Origin of the sequence: Duganella sp. OV510 (assembly GCF_900100205.1) — a bacterium.
Lineage (GTDB): Bacteria > Pseudomonadota > Gammaproteobacteria > Burkholderiales > Burkholderiaceae_D > Rugamonas.
This window is the reverse complement of sequence record NZ_FNEQ01000001.1, coordinates 1-16,716: the sequence shown is the minus strand read 5'-3', so window position 1 is coordinate 16,716 and position 16,716 is coordinate 1. Positions and strand designations below refer to the sequence as shown.

Annotated in this window: 16 protein-coding genes; 15 read left to right on the top strand and 1 reads right to left on the bottom strand. The window is 62.1% G+C overall.

From position 1 onward, the window contains the following. Positions 1–11: 11 nt before the first annotated feature. The 7 genes from BLS51_RS00080 (at position 12) to BLS51_RS00050 (ending at position 8,338) form a co-directional block, all read left to right on the top strand. The gene (locus BLS51_RS00080) at positions 12–1,436 is read left to right on the top strand and encodes a DUF4055 domain-containing protein (RefSeq protein ID WP_090180411.1); all 1,425 of its coding nucleotides are present in this window, start codon (positions 12–14) and stop codon (positions 1,434–1,436) included. Beyond that, positions 1,433–2,509 carry a structural protein gene (locus BLS51_RS00075; protein WP_090180415.1) on the top strand — a complete coding sequence of 359 codons (1,077 nt, stop codon included), beginning with the start codon at positions 1,433–1,435 and terminating at the stop codon, positions 2,507–2,509. Before BLS51_RS00080 ends, BLS51_RS00075 begins: the two co-directional genes overlap by 4 nt. Continuing rightward, the gene (locus BLS51_RS00070; protein WP_090180418.1) at positions 2,506–2,733 is read left to right on the top strand and encodes a hypothetical protein; all 228 of its coding nucleotides are present in this window, start codon (positions 2,506–2,508) and stop codon (positions 2,731–2,733) included. Before BLS51_RS00075 ends, BLS51_RS00070 begins: the two co-directional genes overlap by 4 nt. A 494-nt stretch (positions 2,734–3,227) precedes the next feature. Next, positions 3,228–4,031 carry a DUF6651 domain-containing protein gene (locus BLS51_RS00065; protein WP_090180421.1) on the top strand — a complete coding sequence of 268 codons (804 nt, stop codon included), beginning with the start codon at positions 3,228–3,230 and terminating at the stop codon, positions 4,029–4,031. Between the two features lie 143 nt (positions 4,032–4,174). Beyond that, complete coding sequence (locus tag BLS51_RS00060; RefSeq protein ID WP_090180426.1) at positions 4,175–5,344, top strand: major capsid protein; 1,170 nt, start codon at positions 4,175–4,177, stop codon at positions 5,342–5,344. A 53-nt stretch (positions 5,345–5,397) separates the two neighbouring features. Beyond that, positions 5,398–5,862, top strand: coding sequence for a hypothetical protein (locus BLS51_RS00055; RefSeq protein ID WP_090180429.1), 465 nt, complete (start codon positions 5,398–5,400; stop codon positions 5,860–5,862). A 64-nt stretch (positions 5,863–5,926) separates the two neighbouring features. After that, positions 5,927–8,338: an FAD-dependent oxidoreductase gene (locus BLS51_RS00050; protein WP_090180432.1), complete on the top strand. Its 2,412-nt coding sequence runs from the start codon at positions 5,927–5,929 to the stop codon at positions 8,336–8,338. A gap of 45 nt (positions 8,339–8,383) precedes the next feature. Here the strand turns inward: BLS51_RS00050 and BLS51_RS00045 are convergent, their stop codons facing one another. Continuing rightward, positions 8,384–8,962: a PEP-CTERM sorting domain-containing protein gene (locus BLS51_RS00045; RefSeq protein ID WP_229207456.1), complete on the bottom strand. Its 579-nt coding sequence runs from the start codon at positions 8,960–8,962 to the stop codon at positions 8,384–8,386. Positions 8,963–9,068: 106 nt separating this feature from the next. On the opposite strand from BLS51_RS00045, the gene BLS51_RS00040 reads away from it, so the two are divergent. The 8 genes from BLS51_RS00040 to BLS51_RS00005 form a co-directional block, all read left to right on the top strand. Beyond that, positions 9,069–9,584 (top strand): DnaT-like ssDNA-binding protein, encoded by a 516-nt coding sequence (locus tag BLS51_RS00040; protein WP_090180442.1) that lies wholly within the window; start codon positions 9,069–9,071, stop codon positions 9,582–9,584. After that, entirely contained in the window at positions 9,581–9,964 is a 384-nt protein-coding gene (locus BLS51_RS00035) for a hypothetical protein (protein ID WP_090180445.1), read from the top strand. The genes BLS51_RS00040 and BLS51_RS00035 overlap by 4 nt, the downstream gene beginning before the upstream one ends. After that, on the top strand, positions 9,964–10,365 hold the full coding sequence (locus BLS51_RS00030; RefSeq protein ID WP_090180448.1) for a hypothetical protein: 402 nt from the start codon (positions 9,964–9,966) through the stop codon (positions 10,363–10,365). The genes BLS51_RS00035 and BLS51_RS00030 overlap by 1 nt, the downstream gene beginning before the upstream one ends. Further along, positions 10,362–10,781, top strand: coding sequence for a DUF4128 domain-containing protein (locus BLS51_RS00025; protein WP_090180452.1), 420 nt, complete (start codon positions 10,362–10,364; stop codon positions 10,779–10,781). Before BLS51_RS00030 ends, BLS51_RS00025 begins: the two co-directional genes overlap by 4 nt. Before the next feature lie 70 nt (positions 10,782–10,851). Then, positions 10,852–12,042: a phage tail tube protein gene (locus BLS51_RS00020; protein ID WP_090180457.1), complete on the top strand. Its 1,191-nt coding sequence runs from the start codon at positions 10,852–10,854 to the stop codon at positions 12,040–12,042. Positions 12,043–12,186: 144 nt separating this feature from the next. Beyond that, complete coding sequence (locus BLS51_RS00015) at positions 12,187–12,690, top strand: hypothetical protein (protein ID WP_090180461.1); 504 nt, start codon at positions 12,187–12,189, stop codon at positions 12,688–12,690. 89 nt (positions 12,691–12,779) lie between these two features. Next, positions 12,780–13,022: a phage tail assembly chaperone gene (locus BLS51_RS00010; RefSeq protein WP_090180463.1), complete on the top strand. Its 243-nt coding sequence runs from the start codon at positions 12,780–12,782 to the stop codon at positions 13,020–13,022. A gap of 35 nt (positions 13,023–13,057) precedes the next feature. Continuing rightward, positions 13,058–16,716: tape measure protein (locus BLS51_RS00005; RefSeq protein WP_090285633.1), on the top strand; the 3,659-nt coding region annotated here is incomplete at its 3' end.

Below are 16,716 nucleotides of genomic sequence, written 5' to 3'. Positions count from 1 at the left end.
CAAGGAACTCCATGGTCCACGCCGTCCGCAAACAATCCGATGCAGCCGCAGCGCTGAACAAGCACTGCGCGCTCATCGATGCGCTGCTGGGCGGCACCGACGCCATGCGGGTCGCCGGCAAGACCTACCTGCCGCAATGGCCGGGCGAGGATGATAAGTCGCACGAGACGCGCCTAGCCGTGGCCACGCTGTTCCCAGCCTACCAGCGGACCATCGAGGTGCTGGGCGCCAAACCATTCAGCAAGCCGGTCACGTTCGGCAAGGATGTGCCAGCGAAGATCCAGACGCTGTGCGAGGACGTCGATCGCCAAGGCCGCAACCTGCATGCCTTCCTTGCAGAAGTGGGGCAGGAGGCGCTGGGCTACGGCTTCTCCGGCATCCTGGTGGACTACCCTGCGACCAAGGACAAGGACGGCAGGGCGCTGTACGTGACCAAGGCCGACGAGGACGCCGCCGGCGTTCGGCCATACTTCGTGCAGATCCACCCGCGCAGCATCTTGGGTTGGCTGTCCGACAAATCTGGCCTGACGCAGCTGCGCCTACTGGAGAGGGTCGAGGTGCCGGATGGCGAATTCGACGTCGAGCTGATCGATCAGGTGCGCGTGCTGCGCCGTGGCGCGTGGGAAACCTGGCGCAAGACCGAGAATAAAAGAGACGATGACTGGGCTGTGCACGAGAGTGGTGTGACCACGCTCAAGGGCATCCCGTTCGTGCCGGTCTACGGCAACCGCCTGGGCTTCATGATGGCCCGGCCGGCGCTGCTGGAGCTGGCGCATGCCAACGTCGAGCACTGGCAGAGCAAGAGTGACCAGCAGAACATTCTGCATGTCGCCCGGGTGCCGATCCTGTTCGGCAAGGGCTTGGGTGAGAACGAAATCGTCGTCGGCGCTGGCACTGCCGTCAAGGCCGACCACCCTGACGCCGATTTGAAATTCGTGGAGCATAGCGGCGCCGCCATCGAGGCCGGCCGGGTGTCGATCCTCGACTTGGAGGACCGCATGCGCCAAGCTGGCGCCGAGCTGCTGGTGATTAAGCCCGGCAACATCACCGAATCGCAGACTCTGGCCGACAACGAGCAGGGCGCTTGCGCGCTCCAGAAGGTCGCCGAGAACATCGAGGACGCCGCCGACCAGGCGCTGCAGTTCATGGCGGACTTCCTCGGTGAGCAGACCGGTGGCCATATCACGCTGTTCAAGGACTTTGGCGCTGCGACGCTGGCAGAGGCCAGTGCCGAGCTGCTGCTCAAGACCAACCAGGCCGGAAAGCTGTCTGACGAGTCGCTGCACGAGGAATTCCAGCGGCGCGGCATCATCAAGCCCGACACCGACTGGGAGACTGAGAAAGAGCGCATCGACCGCCAAGGCCCGCCGCCTGGCACGATGGACGATGAGACCACACCTGGAAAACCAGCGAAGCCTGATCCAGAAGAGCCATGATCGACCCGCTGCTGAACCACGCCGTCCGCCACCAGGTGGACATGGCCGGCTACGGCAACTTCGTGCTGGCGAAGATGATCCGCATCCTGAACCTGACGGATGCGGACCTGATCGGCGCGTTGAATGCTGCGCTGGTCGACGTGGATGCGGACTCGTTCAAGGTGCAGCGCCTGGACTCACTCCTGAAGTCGGCACGTGAACTGAATGCGCAGGCCTACGCCGCGCTATACGAGGGCATGACCGACGAGTTGCGCGCCTACGTCGAGTACGAGGGCCAGTTCCAGTACGACCTGTACAAGCACGTCGTGCCGGTCGACTTCAGCATCGGCGCCATCGTGCCGGAACAGGTCTACGCCGCCGCCGTGGCTCAGCCGATGCAGGGCCGCCTGCTGAAAGAGTGGGCGACCGGCCTTGGTACCAACCGCCTGCAGCGCATCAAGGACACCATCGCCGTGGGCTATACCCAGGGCAAGACCACCGCCGACATTGTGCGGGAGATTCGCGGCACCAAGGCGTTGAACTACGCCGACGGCCTTCTGGATACCAGCCGGCGCGAGATCGATGCGGTCGTGCAGACGGCCCTGAGCCACACCGCGCAGATCACGCGAAACCAGTTCTACAAGGATAATCTCGACATCCTCGGCGACGAGATGTGGGTTAGCACGCTAGACGGCAAGACGACGCCAGATTGCCGCGCGCGGGACCACCTGCTGTACACGCCGGTGGACCACAAGCCGGTTGGTCATAGCGTGCCGTACCGCGCTGGGCCGGGGCGATTGCACTGGCGCTGCCGGTCCACCTCGATAGCGCTGCTGAAAGGGCAGAAAACGTTGTACGGTCAGCGCTCGGCCGCCGGCGGCCCGGTCGATGCGAATCTGACCTACAACGACTGGTTGAAGGCGCAGACCGAGGAGGCGCAGGACGAGATCCTGGGCAGGGCCAAGGGCATGGCGTACCGCGAGGGCGGCTACAAGGCGGAGGTCTTCACCAACGACCGGGGCCGCACGCTGACGCTGAAGCAGATGGCGGAACGTGACCGTAAGGCATGGAAGGGCGGTATACTCCCCGGATGACCCTACACCTCGTTCCGCCGGCCGCCGCGCCGGAACAGCCCAAGCTCAAATCCCGGACGGCCAGCAAGCCGGCTGAGATGCTGCAATGCCCGCGCTGCTCCGGGCGAGAGTTCATCGAAACGGTAATCGGCGCCATGATCCAGGCGCGCAAGTTGAAGGGCGGCACGCGGCAGATTATGTGCGTGGGTTGCTTGCTGAAGGGGGAGCGAGTCGTCGTCGTGTGAGGTTGTTTCGTTTTGGAAATTCCAATATCATGGGACATGTTTTCCTAAACGGGTGCTCGATGATAGACTCAAAGCAGTTTGCGGATTTTCTCTCGCGTGAAATGAAGGAGGTTGATCCTCCAGAGATAGTCGATTTCCGACAATCTGGTCACGAAATCTCATTCGCGGTTCAAGGTGCTCCAAGGAGTGTATCCATTGCTGTTGATGTGTTTCTGTATAGAGGTACTGAATATATCGAGGGATCGAATCGCTGGATCACCGTCAACTATAAAGTGTCGCATGTGGTGGGCGGGACGCGCAGTTCGCTGAGCTGTCAGCTATACCCGTCACCATACTAAAAATTTCGCAGCAACCGTTAATTCTTCGCTGATTTTCACATATAGGCCGCCCGGGCAACCTGGCGGCTTTTTTTATTGCCGCGCGCGGAGCAGCAAGCGAACCGCCGGCCACTCCGGGCAGCAAGCCCTCAACCCTCCTGAACAGAAAGTTCAACCATGAAACTACTCCTCGACGACAAGGGCAACGCGGTCCTGCGCAGTGGCAAGCCGGTGTATGTCAAAGACGACGGCACCGAGATCGAATTCGATGGCGCCCAGGCCTTCACCAAGATCGGCCAGCTGACCGGTGAGAACACCGACTATAAGCGCCGCTTTACCGAAGCGGAAACGAAGCTGAAGGGCTTTGAAGGCATCGAAGACGGTGAAGCAGCACGCAAGGCGCTGGAAACCGTCAAGAGCCTGTCCGTCGGCGACCTGAAAACCGCCGCCCAGGTGCAAGAGATCAAGGACGCTGCGAAGCGCGCTGCTGAAGAGCAGGTTACGGCGGCCGCGAAGGCCAGCACCACGCAAATCCAGGAGCTGACCGCCACGCTGGATAAGCGCACCGGCGAGCTGAACAACCACATGATCGGCGGCGGCTTCACCGGCTCGAAGCTGCTGACCGACGACAAGCACGCGAGCCGCCTGGCCATCCCGGCCGAGATGGCGCGCGCGTACTTCGGCAACAACTTCAAGGTGGAAGACGGCAAGCTGGTCCCATACGACAACAGCGGCAACAAGCTGTACTCGCCGAGCCGCCCGGGCGAAGTCGCGGACTTTGACGAAGGCCTGGAACAGCTGGTGCGCGCCTGCCCGTTCAAGGATCAGATCCTGAAAGCCAGCGGCGCATCCGGTGGCGGTGCATCGAGCGGCGGTACTGGCGGTGCCGGCAGCAAGCAAATTTCTCGCGTCCAGTTCGAGGCCATGGGCGTGCAGGAGCGCGCGGACGCAATGAAGGCCGGCACCACCATTTCCGGCTAACACCAGCTCCATCCGACTATCGCGCCAAGCCTCTCTGTATCGCTGGAGGGGTGATTTGGCTGATTGGCCTCTGCTTCACACATTCAACTCACCCCAACAGGCTCGCATCGGCGGGCTTTTTTCATTTCTGAAAGGCGAAACTTATGACTACCCTGACTTTGAACGGCCTGGTTCCGGACATCTATGCGGCGATGAACGTCATCGCACGCGAGAACGTGGGCTTCATCCCGGCTGTGTCGCGCGACTCGACTGCTGAGCGTGCGGCGCTGAACCAAGTCGTTCGCTCGCCAGTTGTCGGCGCGATGGCAGCTGAAGATCTGACCAAAGGCGCGTATGCTGCGGACGCTGGCGATCAGACCATCAACTACGTCGATATGACGATCAACAAGCAGCGCTCGGTTGCATTCGGCATCGATGGCGACGACACCATGCGCCTGCAAAGCGCTGGCACTTATGCCAACGTGAATCAGCAGCGTATCGCCCAGGCGCTGCGCACGCTGACCAATGAAGTCGAAACCGATCTGGCCACCACCAGCCTGAAGCTGAGCCGTGCTTACGGCACCCCGGGCACGATCCCGTTCGGCACTGCTGGCGACCTGTCCGACTTTGCCCAGCCGAAGAAGATCCTGAAGGACAACGGCGCGCCGCTGTCTGACCTGCACATGGTGCTGGGTTCAGCCGCAGCCGCTAATCTGGAAGGTAAGCAGGCCGGCCTGTTCCGCGTGAACGAAGCCGGCACCGACGAGCTGCTGCGTCGCGGAGCGATCAGCCTGGTCCAGGGCTTCGATCTGCACAACTCCGGCGCGATCGGTGATCTGATCACCGCTGGTACCGCAGCGGGCGCCACCACCAACGCCGCTGGCTACGCGAAGGGCGCTACCCTGATCAACCTGGCGGCGGCTGGTACCGGCACCCTGCTGGCGAACGACATCGTGAAGTTCGCAGGTGACCCGAACCAGTACGTCCTGGCGGCAGGCGATAACAGCACGGCTGATGGCGGCCAAATCCGGCTGCAGGCGCCTGGCCTACGCCAGGCCATCCCAGCAGCAGCGACCGGCATCACCGTGGTGGGCGCTACCGTACGCAACGCGTTCTTCCAGCGCGCGGCAATCCAGCTGGCGACCCGTGCGCCGGCCATGCCACAAGGCGGCGACTCGGCGGACGACGTGATGATGGTGACTGACCCGATTTCGGGAATCACCTACGAGTTCTGCATCTACAAGCAGAAACGCCAGGTCCGCTACGAGGTCAACCTCGCATGGGGCACCGCCGCGCCGAACCCGCACCTGGGTGGCCACTTGATCGGCGGCTAAACCATCACCCCACCCGGCGGCCAGCACGGCGCCGGGCAATTTGCGAGAACACCATGACCACCATCAAGATCAAAGCATCCCACCCCACCCAGGGCGAGTTCGTCGTCATCGAGAAGAAAGACTTCGATCCAGAAAAGCACGAACTGCTGGACGGCGAACGCCTGGGCAGTACCTCTGGCGACACCGGCGACGGCGTGCCAACGCTGGCCGAACTGATCGCCAGCCGCAACCAGCTGCTGGCGCGCAACGACGAGCTGGACAACCTGGAACTGCTGCTGAACCAGCGCGGCACCGCACTGGATGATCGCGAGCAGCAGGTGCATCAGCGCGCCGGGGAACTGGAGGAGCGTGAGCAGGCCCTGGCCGCACGCGAATCGGCCGTCACCGAGCGCGAGCTGGCCAATGCCAACGAAGCGCAGCGCCTGGCCGACGTGGCCATTGCCCAAGCGGCCAAGGCAGCCGAGAAGCCAGCCGGCACCAAGAAGGCGGCCACCGCCGCCAGCGACGACACGAAGTAATCGTCCAGCACCACCACCGCCCGCTGCGCGCGGGCTCTTTCCAATTCCGCTGCCGAGATAGCCAATGCCCATCACCACCACGATCAAAGTCGGCGAGTCCGCAAAGACCATCACCCTGAACGAGGGTAAGGTGCTGCTGCTGACCGGCGCGGCGAATTCCGCCGGCGTCGCCTACCAGCTGGACCTGGTCCGAGGAGGGACCAACTCGGTTAAATCATGGACCGTCGGCGCCGGCGCGCTGCCCCAGATCGGCCCGTTTGCATCAACGCAGAAGGTGATGATGACCTGTTCGGCAGGGAGCATCAGCGCAACGGTTGGTGAAGCCTCTCCGACCGCACCACAGTTCGACGTCAGCAGCAGCGGCGATTTGCTGGGCTTGAAAGGACCGGGCGCTGGAAACACCGGCTCGGCCGCGTTGCGCACCGCTGACCGCACCGCTGCTGCAACCCTGCGCGCCGATATCGTGATCTACGGTGCAACGTTCGCCGGCGTGATGGCGGCATGCACAGCGGCGCAGTCCGGCGTGTCTGTGCTGCTGATTTCGGAGAACGGTCGGCTCGGCGGGATGATGACCGGCGGCTTGGCTCGCGTCGACTACCGTGGCTTCAATCCGCGCACCTGCATGAATGTGATGACGATGGAGTTCTTCCGTCGCTGCGCTGCGGTGTACGGTATGAGTCTCGGTGATTTTGGCATGGATGCCATTAGCCCATACGCCGTTGAGCCTAAAGTTGCTCTGGCCGTGCTTCGCGACATGTTGAACGAATATCAAGTGCCGGTGTTATTCAACTTCCGTGTGACCGCCGTGAACAAACAAGCTGGCGACATCCGTTATTTGGACTTGGCGCATCGCCTGGACGTGACGCGCACGAAGCGCGTATTCGGCCGTATGTTCGGGGAAGGCAGCTACTCGTCCAACTTGCTGATCCGCGCCGGCATCAGTTTCACCTACGGCCGCGAAGCGAATGCGACGTATGGTGAAACCTTCAACGGTGTGCAGCCGTCGTTTGCGCATACCGGAAACCCCAGCGCCTATGTCATTGCCGGCAACGCTGGATCTGGTCTGCTGCCCTATATCGACCCCGCACCACTGGAAGCTGCTGGCACGGCGGACAATCGCCTGCAAGCATTCTGCTACCGCCTGGTTATGACCAACGATCCAGCGATCCGTTTGCCGGTACCCGATCCAGCAACCTACAGTCCGCTCTGGTACGAGGTGCTGGGGCGCAGCATGGCAGCGGCGCCAGCGTCTTACCAGACGCTCGACCAGATGTTTTATCGTGCCGCAATCCCGCTGGGCGGGGTCAAAAAGCAGGACTGGAACAGCAACGGCTCGTACTCCACTGACTTCGCGGGCGGTAACTTTGGTTATGTCACCAACGACTACGCGGCCCAGGATCAGATTGTCCTGAACCACACCAACTATACGCTGGGCCTGTTCAAGTTCCTTCGCGAGGATAGCCGCGTCCCAGCAGCACTAAAAACCTCTCTGGCTGACTGGGGTTTCTGCTCCGACGAGTTTGTGGAGGACGGCACCGCTGGCTTGTCTCCTGAGTTGTACGTTCGTGAAGCAGCCCGTATGGTTGGCGACTACACGATGACCGAGTCGAACTACAACAAGGTCGCAGTCCCAGCATATCCAGTAATAAATGCGAACTATGCGATGGATTCACACATCTGCAGCCGCCGCAACGTCAGCGGCTTGGTCCGCAGCGAAGGCGGCCTCTCGTCGGTCAACGTCCCAGTGGGCTACTACGGGATTGAGTATCGCTGCATGCTGCCCAAGGCCAACGAATGCGGGAACTATGCCAACTTCTGCAACGGCATCAGCGTGTCGCACACCCTGTTCGGCTCGGCGCGCATGGAGGTGACGTTCGGCTCCCTGGGCGAGGCGGCCGCTACGGCGATGGTGTTGGCTATCAAAAACAAAATGCGCCTGCATGATATCAACCCAGCCGATATCCAGGCGGCAGTTCGGCCTTACGCGTTCGATGCCGCCCGGGTTCTGACGCTGAATAATGGCGCCATCAACACTGGTTCCGCTAATTCGTTCGGCAAGATCACGACGAGCGGGCCTGGCACAATCCCGGCCGCCGGATGGTCAACTGCGGTATTCCCGCCGGAGTTTTACGGCACGAATATGTGGAACGAGGGAAATGGCAATAAGGGAGGCCGCTTTATCCAGTTCCACCCAGCGTTCGCATCCGCCGGTCGTTACCGCATCATGCTCAACGCGCCGGGCACCACCAACGCGCAGCGTAAGTGCCGCATCGATGTCCAACACGCCGATGGTCTGACCACGTTCTACATCGACCACAAGTTCGGCGAATGGCATTTCCGTGATCTGGGCGTGTGGCGCTTCCTGAACGATGGCAGCTGCTACATCAAGATCACCAACGCCGGCGACCCAGCCGATCCGGGCTCGGATGCTGGCCTGATGAGCGTCGACGGCGTGGCTTGGAGTCCCGTTCCCTAGTGCGATTTCTAGCCTCAACCGGCGCCGTTGTGGCGCCGGCGGAGATCACGCAGCAGTGCGTTTGCGACGAGCAGCGAAGCCGAGGATGCCTAGGCCAGCGAGCAGCATTGCGTAGGTTTCTGGTTCAGGAATTGGGAGAATTGTCTCGTTTAACCCCTGAAATCCTGGAGCGTATGCCGAGCCAAGGTGCGGGCCTCCGGTGTAATGATCGCTGCTATTTCCCGTATAGGCATATGCATACCAGTTGATTTCGGTCAGCGCAGAAGTGCTCGTATCAGAGACTATGAAATGCCCGGTTTGACCTGGCTCTACCCCTTTGTAAGTGAAGCGATCCACCCAGTTGACGTTGAAATCGACTGTGCTTCCGTTTTCCGTGAAATGACTGAAGTGCGTCATATAACCGGTAGTCATGCCGAGAGTGCTGTTGGGGTTGGTTGCATTCGGCAGGGACACTCCGAACAAATAGATTTGCCATAAATACCCTAGATTGTTGGTGACTGAGAAATCGTATGTCCAGTTCCCAGTTGTTCCACTAACAGTGTAAGTGAAATCGATAGGTGCAGCTTTCGCTGCTCCAGTTGTTAAGCCAACAGCAAGGATTGCAGCGCGGATGAGCCTTTTCATTTGAAATCCCCTGAAGCGTTGTAAGGAAAATAATTCTACACCAAGTGATTGCTTATATGACATCGAATTGTGGCGTCGATATTACTTGCTTGATCGTGAGGTCTCCATGCTAGTAACCGAAACCGGCCGTGGCCTCCCTAATGCCGAAAGCTACGCCAGCGTGGCCGCCGCCGACGCGCGATGCGTCGCCATGGGCGTTACAGACTGGGCGCCGCGCACCGAGCCTGAAAAGGAAGTCGCGCTGCGGCGCGCCACGCAGTTCATGCTGGCCAACTACCGCCAGCGCTGGGCCGGGCGCCGCGTCTACCAGGCGCAAGCGCTGGACTTTCCGCGCTACGACGTATGCGTGGACGACTTCCCGGTGCGCAGCGACGTTGTACCGGCCGAAGTGGTCAACGCCTGCATCGACCTGGCCGTGCGCGCCGCCGATGGAACCGCGTTGCTGCCGGATCTGGACGTGGGCAACAACCAGATCAAGCGCGACAAGACTGGCCCCCTGGAAACTGAGTACTTCGAGAACAACACCGACGCCAGCTCGCGCTTCGTCGCCATCGATGCGGTGCTGGAGCCGTTCTTTGGCGCAGCTGGTGGCGCCGGAATGATGAAAGTGGTGCGGGGATGACCGACTACACCAAAGCCGCTGCCCGCGCCGACGCCTCCCTGCGCCGCAAGGGCGGGTTGGTCACGCTGCGCCGCGTGCTGGAGGCCGACTACGATCCCGGCACCGGTGGTCCTGTGCCCGGCACCGGTGGCGAAGTCGACCTCGAAGGCACCGGCGTCAAGCTCAACTACAACCAGGACGACATCGACGGCACGCTGATCAAGCAGGGCGACCAGCAGCTACTGCTGTCGACGCTTCAGCGCGACGGCGCGACCATGCCGCTGCCGACCACGGCCGATGTGGTGCTGATCGGCGCCAAGGTGTACACCATCGCCAACGTGATCAACCTGGAGCCGACCGACGTCAGTCTCCTGTACACGCTCCAGCTGCGAGGTGTCTGATGGCAGGATCGTTCTCAGCCGACATTTCCAAGTTCATCACCAAAACCGGCGCGAACATCGACCAGGCGCTGCGCCAGACCGTTGTACTGGCTAGCCAAGGCGTGGTACTAAATACTCCTGTGCTGACCGGCCGACTGCGCGCGAATTGGCAGTTTGGCCGCGTGCTGCCAGGCGGCGAGGTCGACGGTGTGGACACCTCCGGTGCCGCCACCATCGCCAAGATCGCCGGCCAAGTCACCAGCCTGAAGGCGGGCGGCGAGTGCTGGATCGTGAATAACCTGCCGTATGCCGGCGAGATCGAGTATGGCCACAGCAGCGTGAAGGCGCCATCAGGCATGGTACGCGTCACGCTGGCCGGTCTGCCGGCGGCAATCGAACAGTATGTGCGAGGACTTCAATGAGCCATGACATCGCCCGCGCGGCCATTGAGACGCGGCTGACGGCCTGGGCCAAGGCACGCACGCCGGCGCTGCCATGCGCCTTTGGCAACACGGCCTATACGCCTGTCACCGGCCAGAGCTACTTGCAGGGCGACCTGCTGCCAGCCAGCACGCTGAACCCAAGCCAGGGCGGCGCCCACCGGCGCTACATCGGGCTGCACCAGGTCAGCGTCCGGACGCCAGCGGGGAAGGGTACGACCGAGTCTGCGGCAATCTCGAAGGCGATCGAAGAGCTATTTCCTTGCGCGATCACGTTGCAATACGGCGGCATCAATGTCCACATCGACAACACGCCGTCGGTCGCCGCCGGACGGCCAGATGGCAGCTTTTGGCTGGTGCCGGTCACCATCAAGTACCGGGTTGAGGCCTTCGACTGAGGCTTCCCCAACACCACTTCCAACCAAGCGCCTTCGGGCGCTTTTTTTACGTCCGAAGAAAGGCACTCTCATGGCAATTCAAACTCAAGTTCTGACCAAGGTCATTCGCAAGAAGGAGGCCGCGTTCGGAACGCTACCCGGCGCGGCCGGCGCGCGCGAGTTCCGCAAGGTCAGCGATTCCATCGCCCTGAAGAAGAACAAGATCCAGTCCGCTGCGATCCAGACCAACGCCCAGCGCCCGATGGCGCGCCACGGCGGCCGCACGGTCGACGGCAACATCGGCGTCGAGCTGGCGCTGGGTCTGATCGATTCCGAGTTGGCGTCGATCGTTCGCCGCGACTGGACGGCTGTGACGCCGTTGGCCGGCCTGACTATCGTAGCTACGGCAGCTGATGATGACGAACCAGGCTACTTCACTCGCTCCGCCGGCTCGTTCATTGCTGATGGATTGGCACTGGGCATGTTGATCAAACCGAGCGGCTTCACCGCCGGCGGTGCTGCAAACAACGACAAGCTGCTGACCATCATCGGCCTGACCGCCACCAAGCTCTCCGTGGCTGAGCCTGTGGTTGCCGCCGCCAGCGCGTCCGGCATCGGCATCACCGTGCCAGGTAAGGTGACCTACATCCCCGAAACCGGCCACACCAACGACAGCTATACCATCGAGAAGTGGTACACGGCCGTCGCCGAGTCGTACCGCTTTACCGGCCAACGCGTCGCCTCGATCAACATTGGCCTGGCCGCCGACGACAAGGTTTCAGCCGAGATCGCCTACATGGGCCAGGACCGCCAGAAGGCGACCGCTGCCTACTTCACCAACCCTGCGGCGCCGGGCGGCGGCGACATGCTGGTAACGCCTTCGGGCCTGGCCATCATCAACGGGAAAGCGTCGAAGGTCTGCACGAACTTCAGCGTCGACATCAACGGCAACGCCTCGGTGGGTAAGGTGGTCGGCTCCAACGTCACTCCGGACGTGTTCATGGACATGATCGACGTCACCGGCCAGATCAGCGTGTATTACGAGAATGGCGAGATGGACGACTACTTTGACCAGGAGCAGTCGATCTCGCTGATCAACCGCCTGGACGACGGTATCGGCGGCGCCTTCGTGATCGCCATGCCGTACGTGAAGGTGTTCGGCGGCAGCGAGTCGGGCGACAAGGAAATCATCCGCCAGTACGACTTCACGGCGGCGCCGAATGCGGCCGGCACCGGCGCAGGCAAGTCGACCATCCTGCTTCAAGATACAACCTTGATTTAATAGCAACATGACTTTCGCCCGGCCGCGCGCCGGGTTTCTTTTTTGGCGCAAGCCACCCCAGCACCGGCCCGTCCGCTGTCTCCATTCGCGTGGAGCGGCGGGCGTGCGCGGGCATTTATCTACCACGCGAAGAAAGGTAACACCATGGAACTGAACACTACCACCCAAACCACCACCCTGAACGCTGCGGTCGCAATTGCGAGCGTGCCTGCGGCTGCCGCTGGCATCGACTTCGACGCGCTGGTCGCCACCGGCGCAGCGCCGATTGCGAAAACCCATACCGTACCGGTGCTGTTCGATGATGATGGCAACCAGAAGGCTGGCATCGAGATCGTCGGCAAGAACAGCGAGCAATACCGCAGTGTCATCCGCACCACCTCGGTCGTCGCCATCAAGCGCAGCCAGACCAAGAAGCAGCAGATCGACGGCAAGACCGACACCGGCGCCGGCCAGCTGTACGACCTGGGCGAGGACCGCAACCTGAAGATCGCTGTCGCCGTCACCGTCGGCCTGCCGGGCTTTGTTTCCGGCGGTCAGCCGCTGGCGGTCACCGAAGCGAACGTCACCGTGCTGCTGAAGAAATTCCCGACCTGGGTGGATAAGATCATCGCGGCGCTGGAAGTTGACGCCGATTTTTTGACGATCTAAAGCAGCAGCTCGTCGAGCACGCGGAGGCATCGCTCAAGCTGAGCGCGAAGCAGAAGGACGGCCGCACGCTGCGCTGGCACCTGGAGAAGGTGCTGGAGCAGACGGGCATCGCCCCTCCGCAATTGGACATCCCAGCAATCCCGCATGAGCTGGTGCACGTGTGGGGTTACTTCTGCGAGCTAAGCCGCAAACGCACCAACGGTGGCCTTGCCGCCAATCCCATCTCCGACGAGCAGATCATGGCGTGGGAGCGGCGCCAGGGCTTCTGCCTGACGCCGTTTGAAGGCGAGTGCATCGACGCACTCGATGAAGTTTTCCTAAGCAACCAGTAAGCCGCCCGCGAGGCGGCTTTTCTTTTGGGCCATCCATGACCGTTGATATCGCCACCCTGGGAATTCGGATCGATTCCCGCGAAGCGCTAACCGCCGCCCAGTCGCTGGAGCGCATGCGCGATTCGGGGGCGCGTGCCGAGCAGCAGGCTGCCAGCCTCGACGTGGTGGCGCGCAAGCTGTCGCAGGCGCTCCAACTGCTGGGCGTCGGCGCCGGCGTGGGCGCGATCATCCGGATGGCTGACGAATACGCGAAGTTCAATGCCCAGATCAAGCTGGCCACCCAGTCGCAGCGCGAATATGCCGCCGCCGTCGATGACGTGCGCCGTATCGCCAACACCGCGCAGCAGGATCTTGCCGCCACCGGCACCTTGTACGCGCGGATCGCCAACGGCACCCGCGAGCTGGGCGTGCAGCAGAAGCAGGTCGCCGCGATCACCGAAACCGTCAACCTGGCGCTGAAGGTATCCGGCGCCACGGCCGCTGAATCGGCGTCGGCGCAGCTGCAGCTGTCGCAGGCCTTCGCCTCCGGCACGCTGCGCGGCGAAGAGTTCAATGCGGTGAACGAAGCAGCACCGCGCCTCATGAAGGCGCTGGCCGACGGCATGGGCGTGCCGATCGGTGCGCTGCGTGAAATGGCGTCCGAGGGCAAGATCACCTCGCAGATCATGTCGAACGTGCTGCCGAGTGCGCTGCAGCAGTTGCGGGAAGAGGCGAAGCAGGTCCAGACCATTGGCGGCGCCTTCACCGTGCTGAAGAATAGCGTCATGGAGTTCATCGGCACGCAGGCTCAGGCCAGCGGCGCCGTCATGGCGCTGACGACCGGCATCGAAGCGCTGGCACGCAACCTCAACCTCCTGGCCGGCGTTGCTGGCACGGTCACGGCCGTCGCGGTCGTGAATTGGCTCACCGCCTGGACCGTGAAGACCTACGAGCACATTGCGGCCATTTACGCCCAGGTCGCGGCGGCCAACGCCGCGCGCGCGGCCACGATTGCCATGGCCGAGGCTGAGGTGGCGAGCACTGCCGCTACCACGGCCAGCTTGGCCGCCACCCAATCCGCTATCGTTGTCGCTCGCGAAGAGATGGTGGCTCGCCTCGCTGTAGCAAATGCGAACATTTCTGCGGCCCAGGCCACCATCGCCAATACGGATGCAAGCATTGCTCAGGCCCGGGCGGCAATCGCTGCGTCCAGCGCTGCCGGCGCACTGAGCACTGCGCTGCGTGTGTTGCGCGACTCGACCCGTGAGTTGAATGTGCAGGAGGCACTGCGCCGTGGCCTGCAAGCCGATCTGGCGATCGCCGAGCAGGCGCGCGCGGCAACGCTGGCTCAACTGGCCATCCTCGGCCAGCAGCAGACCCGCGTGAGTGCGCAGGTCACTGCCGCGACGGCCGCGCAAACGGCTGCTCAAACGGCGCTGACGGCCGCGAATGGTGCCACGGTTGCATCGGTCGGCCTGCTGAGCCGTGCCGTCGGCTTTCTGGGCGGGCCTGTCGGCGCCGTTATTACGCTGTTGGGCCTCGCTGCGACCGCGTGGTCGGTGTGGGGGCGTAATGCCGAAGAGGGCAACAAACAGGCTTCCGAGTCGTTCGATGAGGCCCATGCGCGGATCGTCAAAGGCTTGGATGAGCAGATTGCCAAGAACGAGCGCCTGATCCAATTGCAAAATGGCGGCATCAGCAAAACCAAGGCTGAGCGTGACCTGCCTATCGTGGAGCAGCTGAGCAAAGCCTCCAAGTTGCTTGACGACATCAATAGTCGCGCCGGTGATTTTGCGCCCGGCAAGGGCAAAAGTAACGACGACATCCTATTCGCCCGCGAGAAGGTGCTGAAGAGCATCATCGAACTAAACGAAAAGATGCAGAAGAGAGATGCTTCCGACGATGCCGCTGCTGCATTTGGCCCTGCCGCTCAAGCGCTCGCTGCGGTACGTGAACGCTTGACCGGCGTGAACAAGCAGTACCTCGACGACCTGAAGGCGCTAAAAACTGCTCGCGACGCGAACGCCATCGGCGAGAGGGAATACATCACCCTGGTGTCGAAACTGGCCACCGAGACCTGGAACGCCTCCGACGCCGGCAAGAATTGGGCTGCCACCAGTAAAGCGCAGGTCGATGCTCGCCTTGAGGCAATTAAGTCAGGCATCGCTCGCGAGAAGAATTTGCGCGACGAAGGTGTGGCGCGCGTGTCCGAACTGAACCGCCAAGGTTTGGCGTCCGACACGGAGGTGTTCAATGCCAAACATGCGGCTGCCTTGGCTGCTGGCAAAGATGCCGCTGCGGTTTTCGATGCCGAAATCGCCGCGCTGGCTGCATACAATGGCAAGGACGCGGCGGAACGCATCGCCAACAACGCCAAGATCAAGGATCTGGGTGCGCAGCGCACTGAAGCCCTGCGCTCGTCTCTGGTGGCCGCTGAGCAACTGAGCAACGCCTACGCTTACGACAAAGACAAGCCGGCGCGTGAAGCTGAGGCGACCAGCCGTAAAGAGATTCTCGCAATCAATGATCAGATCGACGCCACCGAGCGCCAGATCGCCGCCTACAATAAATTGCCTTCAGCCGTGACCACCGCTGCGGTTGCGCAACTGGAAGAGCAGAAGGTCGCGCTGGCCGGGATCGAGGGCAGCGAGAAAGCGATTGCTGACATTGACGCGAAGATTGCGGCATACGGCCGACTGGCGGCTGCGCAAACCACGCTGCAAGGGCTGGATACTGGTACTGACGTGGCGAAAGCCGAACAGCTGCTGAAGATCCTGCAAGCGGTGGATGATGCTGCGCGCCAGGCCGCGCAAGGCATGGAAGATTCGTTTGGCCGCGTTGGCGCCGCTATCGGCGGACTGACCACGGCACTCACCGGGTACGCCGTCCAGCAGCAAGCAATCACCGCGCAGCTCGCCGCAGTCAAGGCCGATCCGAAAAGCAGCGCGCAAAAAATCGCTCAGGCAGAAATTGCGGCCGCGAAGGCATCGGCGCAAGCGCAGATCAAATCGTACGGCGACATGGCAGGTGCCGCGAAGGGCTTCTTCAGCGAGAACTCGAAGGGCTACAAGCTGTTGGAGACGACTGAAAAGGCCTTCCGTGCTTACGAGATGGCCATGGCCCTGGAGTCCATGGTCAAGAAAATCTTCTTCAAAGAAGGCGAGGTGGCGGCAAACGTCGCCCTGAACGCGACGAAGCTCAGCGGTGAGGCAGCGACGACCGGCGCCTCGGTGGCGTTGGCGGGCACCGAGGCCAGCGCCTGGGGTATCACCGCCGTCGTCAAAGCGATGGCATCCCTGCCATTCCCACTGAACCTCGCCGCTGGCGCGGTGACCCTGGCCGCTGTGCTTGCACTCGGTGCCAAGGTGATGGGCGGAACGGGCGGCGGTGGCTTTGATGTTGCAAAGGATCGACAGGAGAAGGCCGGTACCGGGACGGTGCTGGGCGACGAGTCGGCGAAATCGGAATCGATCAGCCGCTCGATCGAGAACCTGGAGAAGTACGCCAACGTCGAGCTGAGCCACACCCGCGACATGCTCTCGGCGCTGGTCAAGATCCGCGACACCATCGGTGTCGTCGCGGCCATGGCTACTCAAACTTCCGGTCTGCGCGCTACCGCTTTGGACGAGAAAAAGTATGGGGTTGGCAGTTCCTCCGGCGTTCTTGGCATCGGCGCAAGCAGCACCACCATCCAGGACTCGGGTATCAAGCTGAA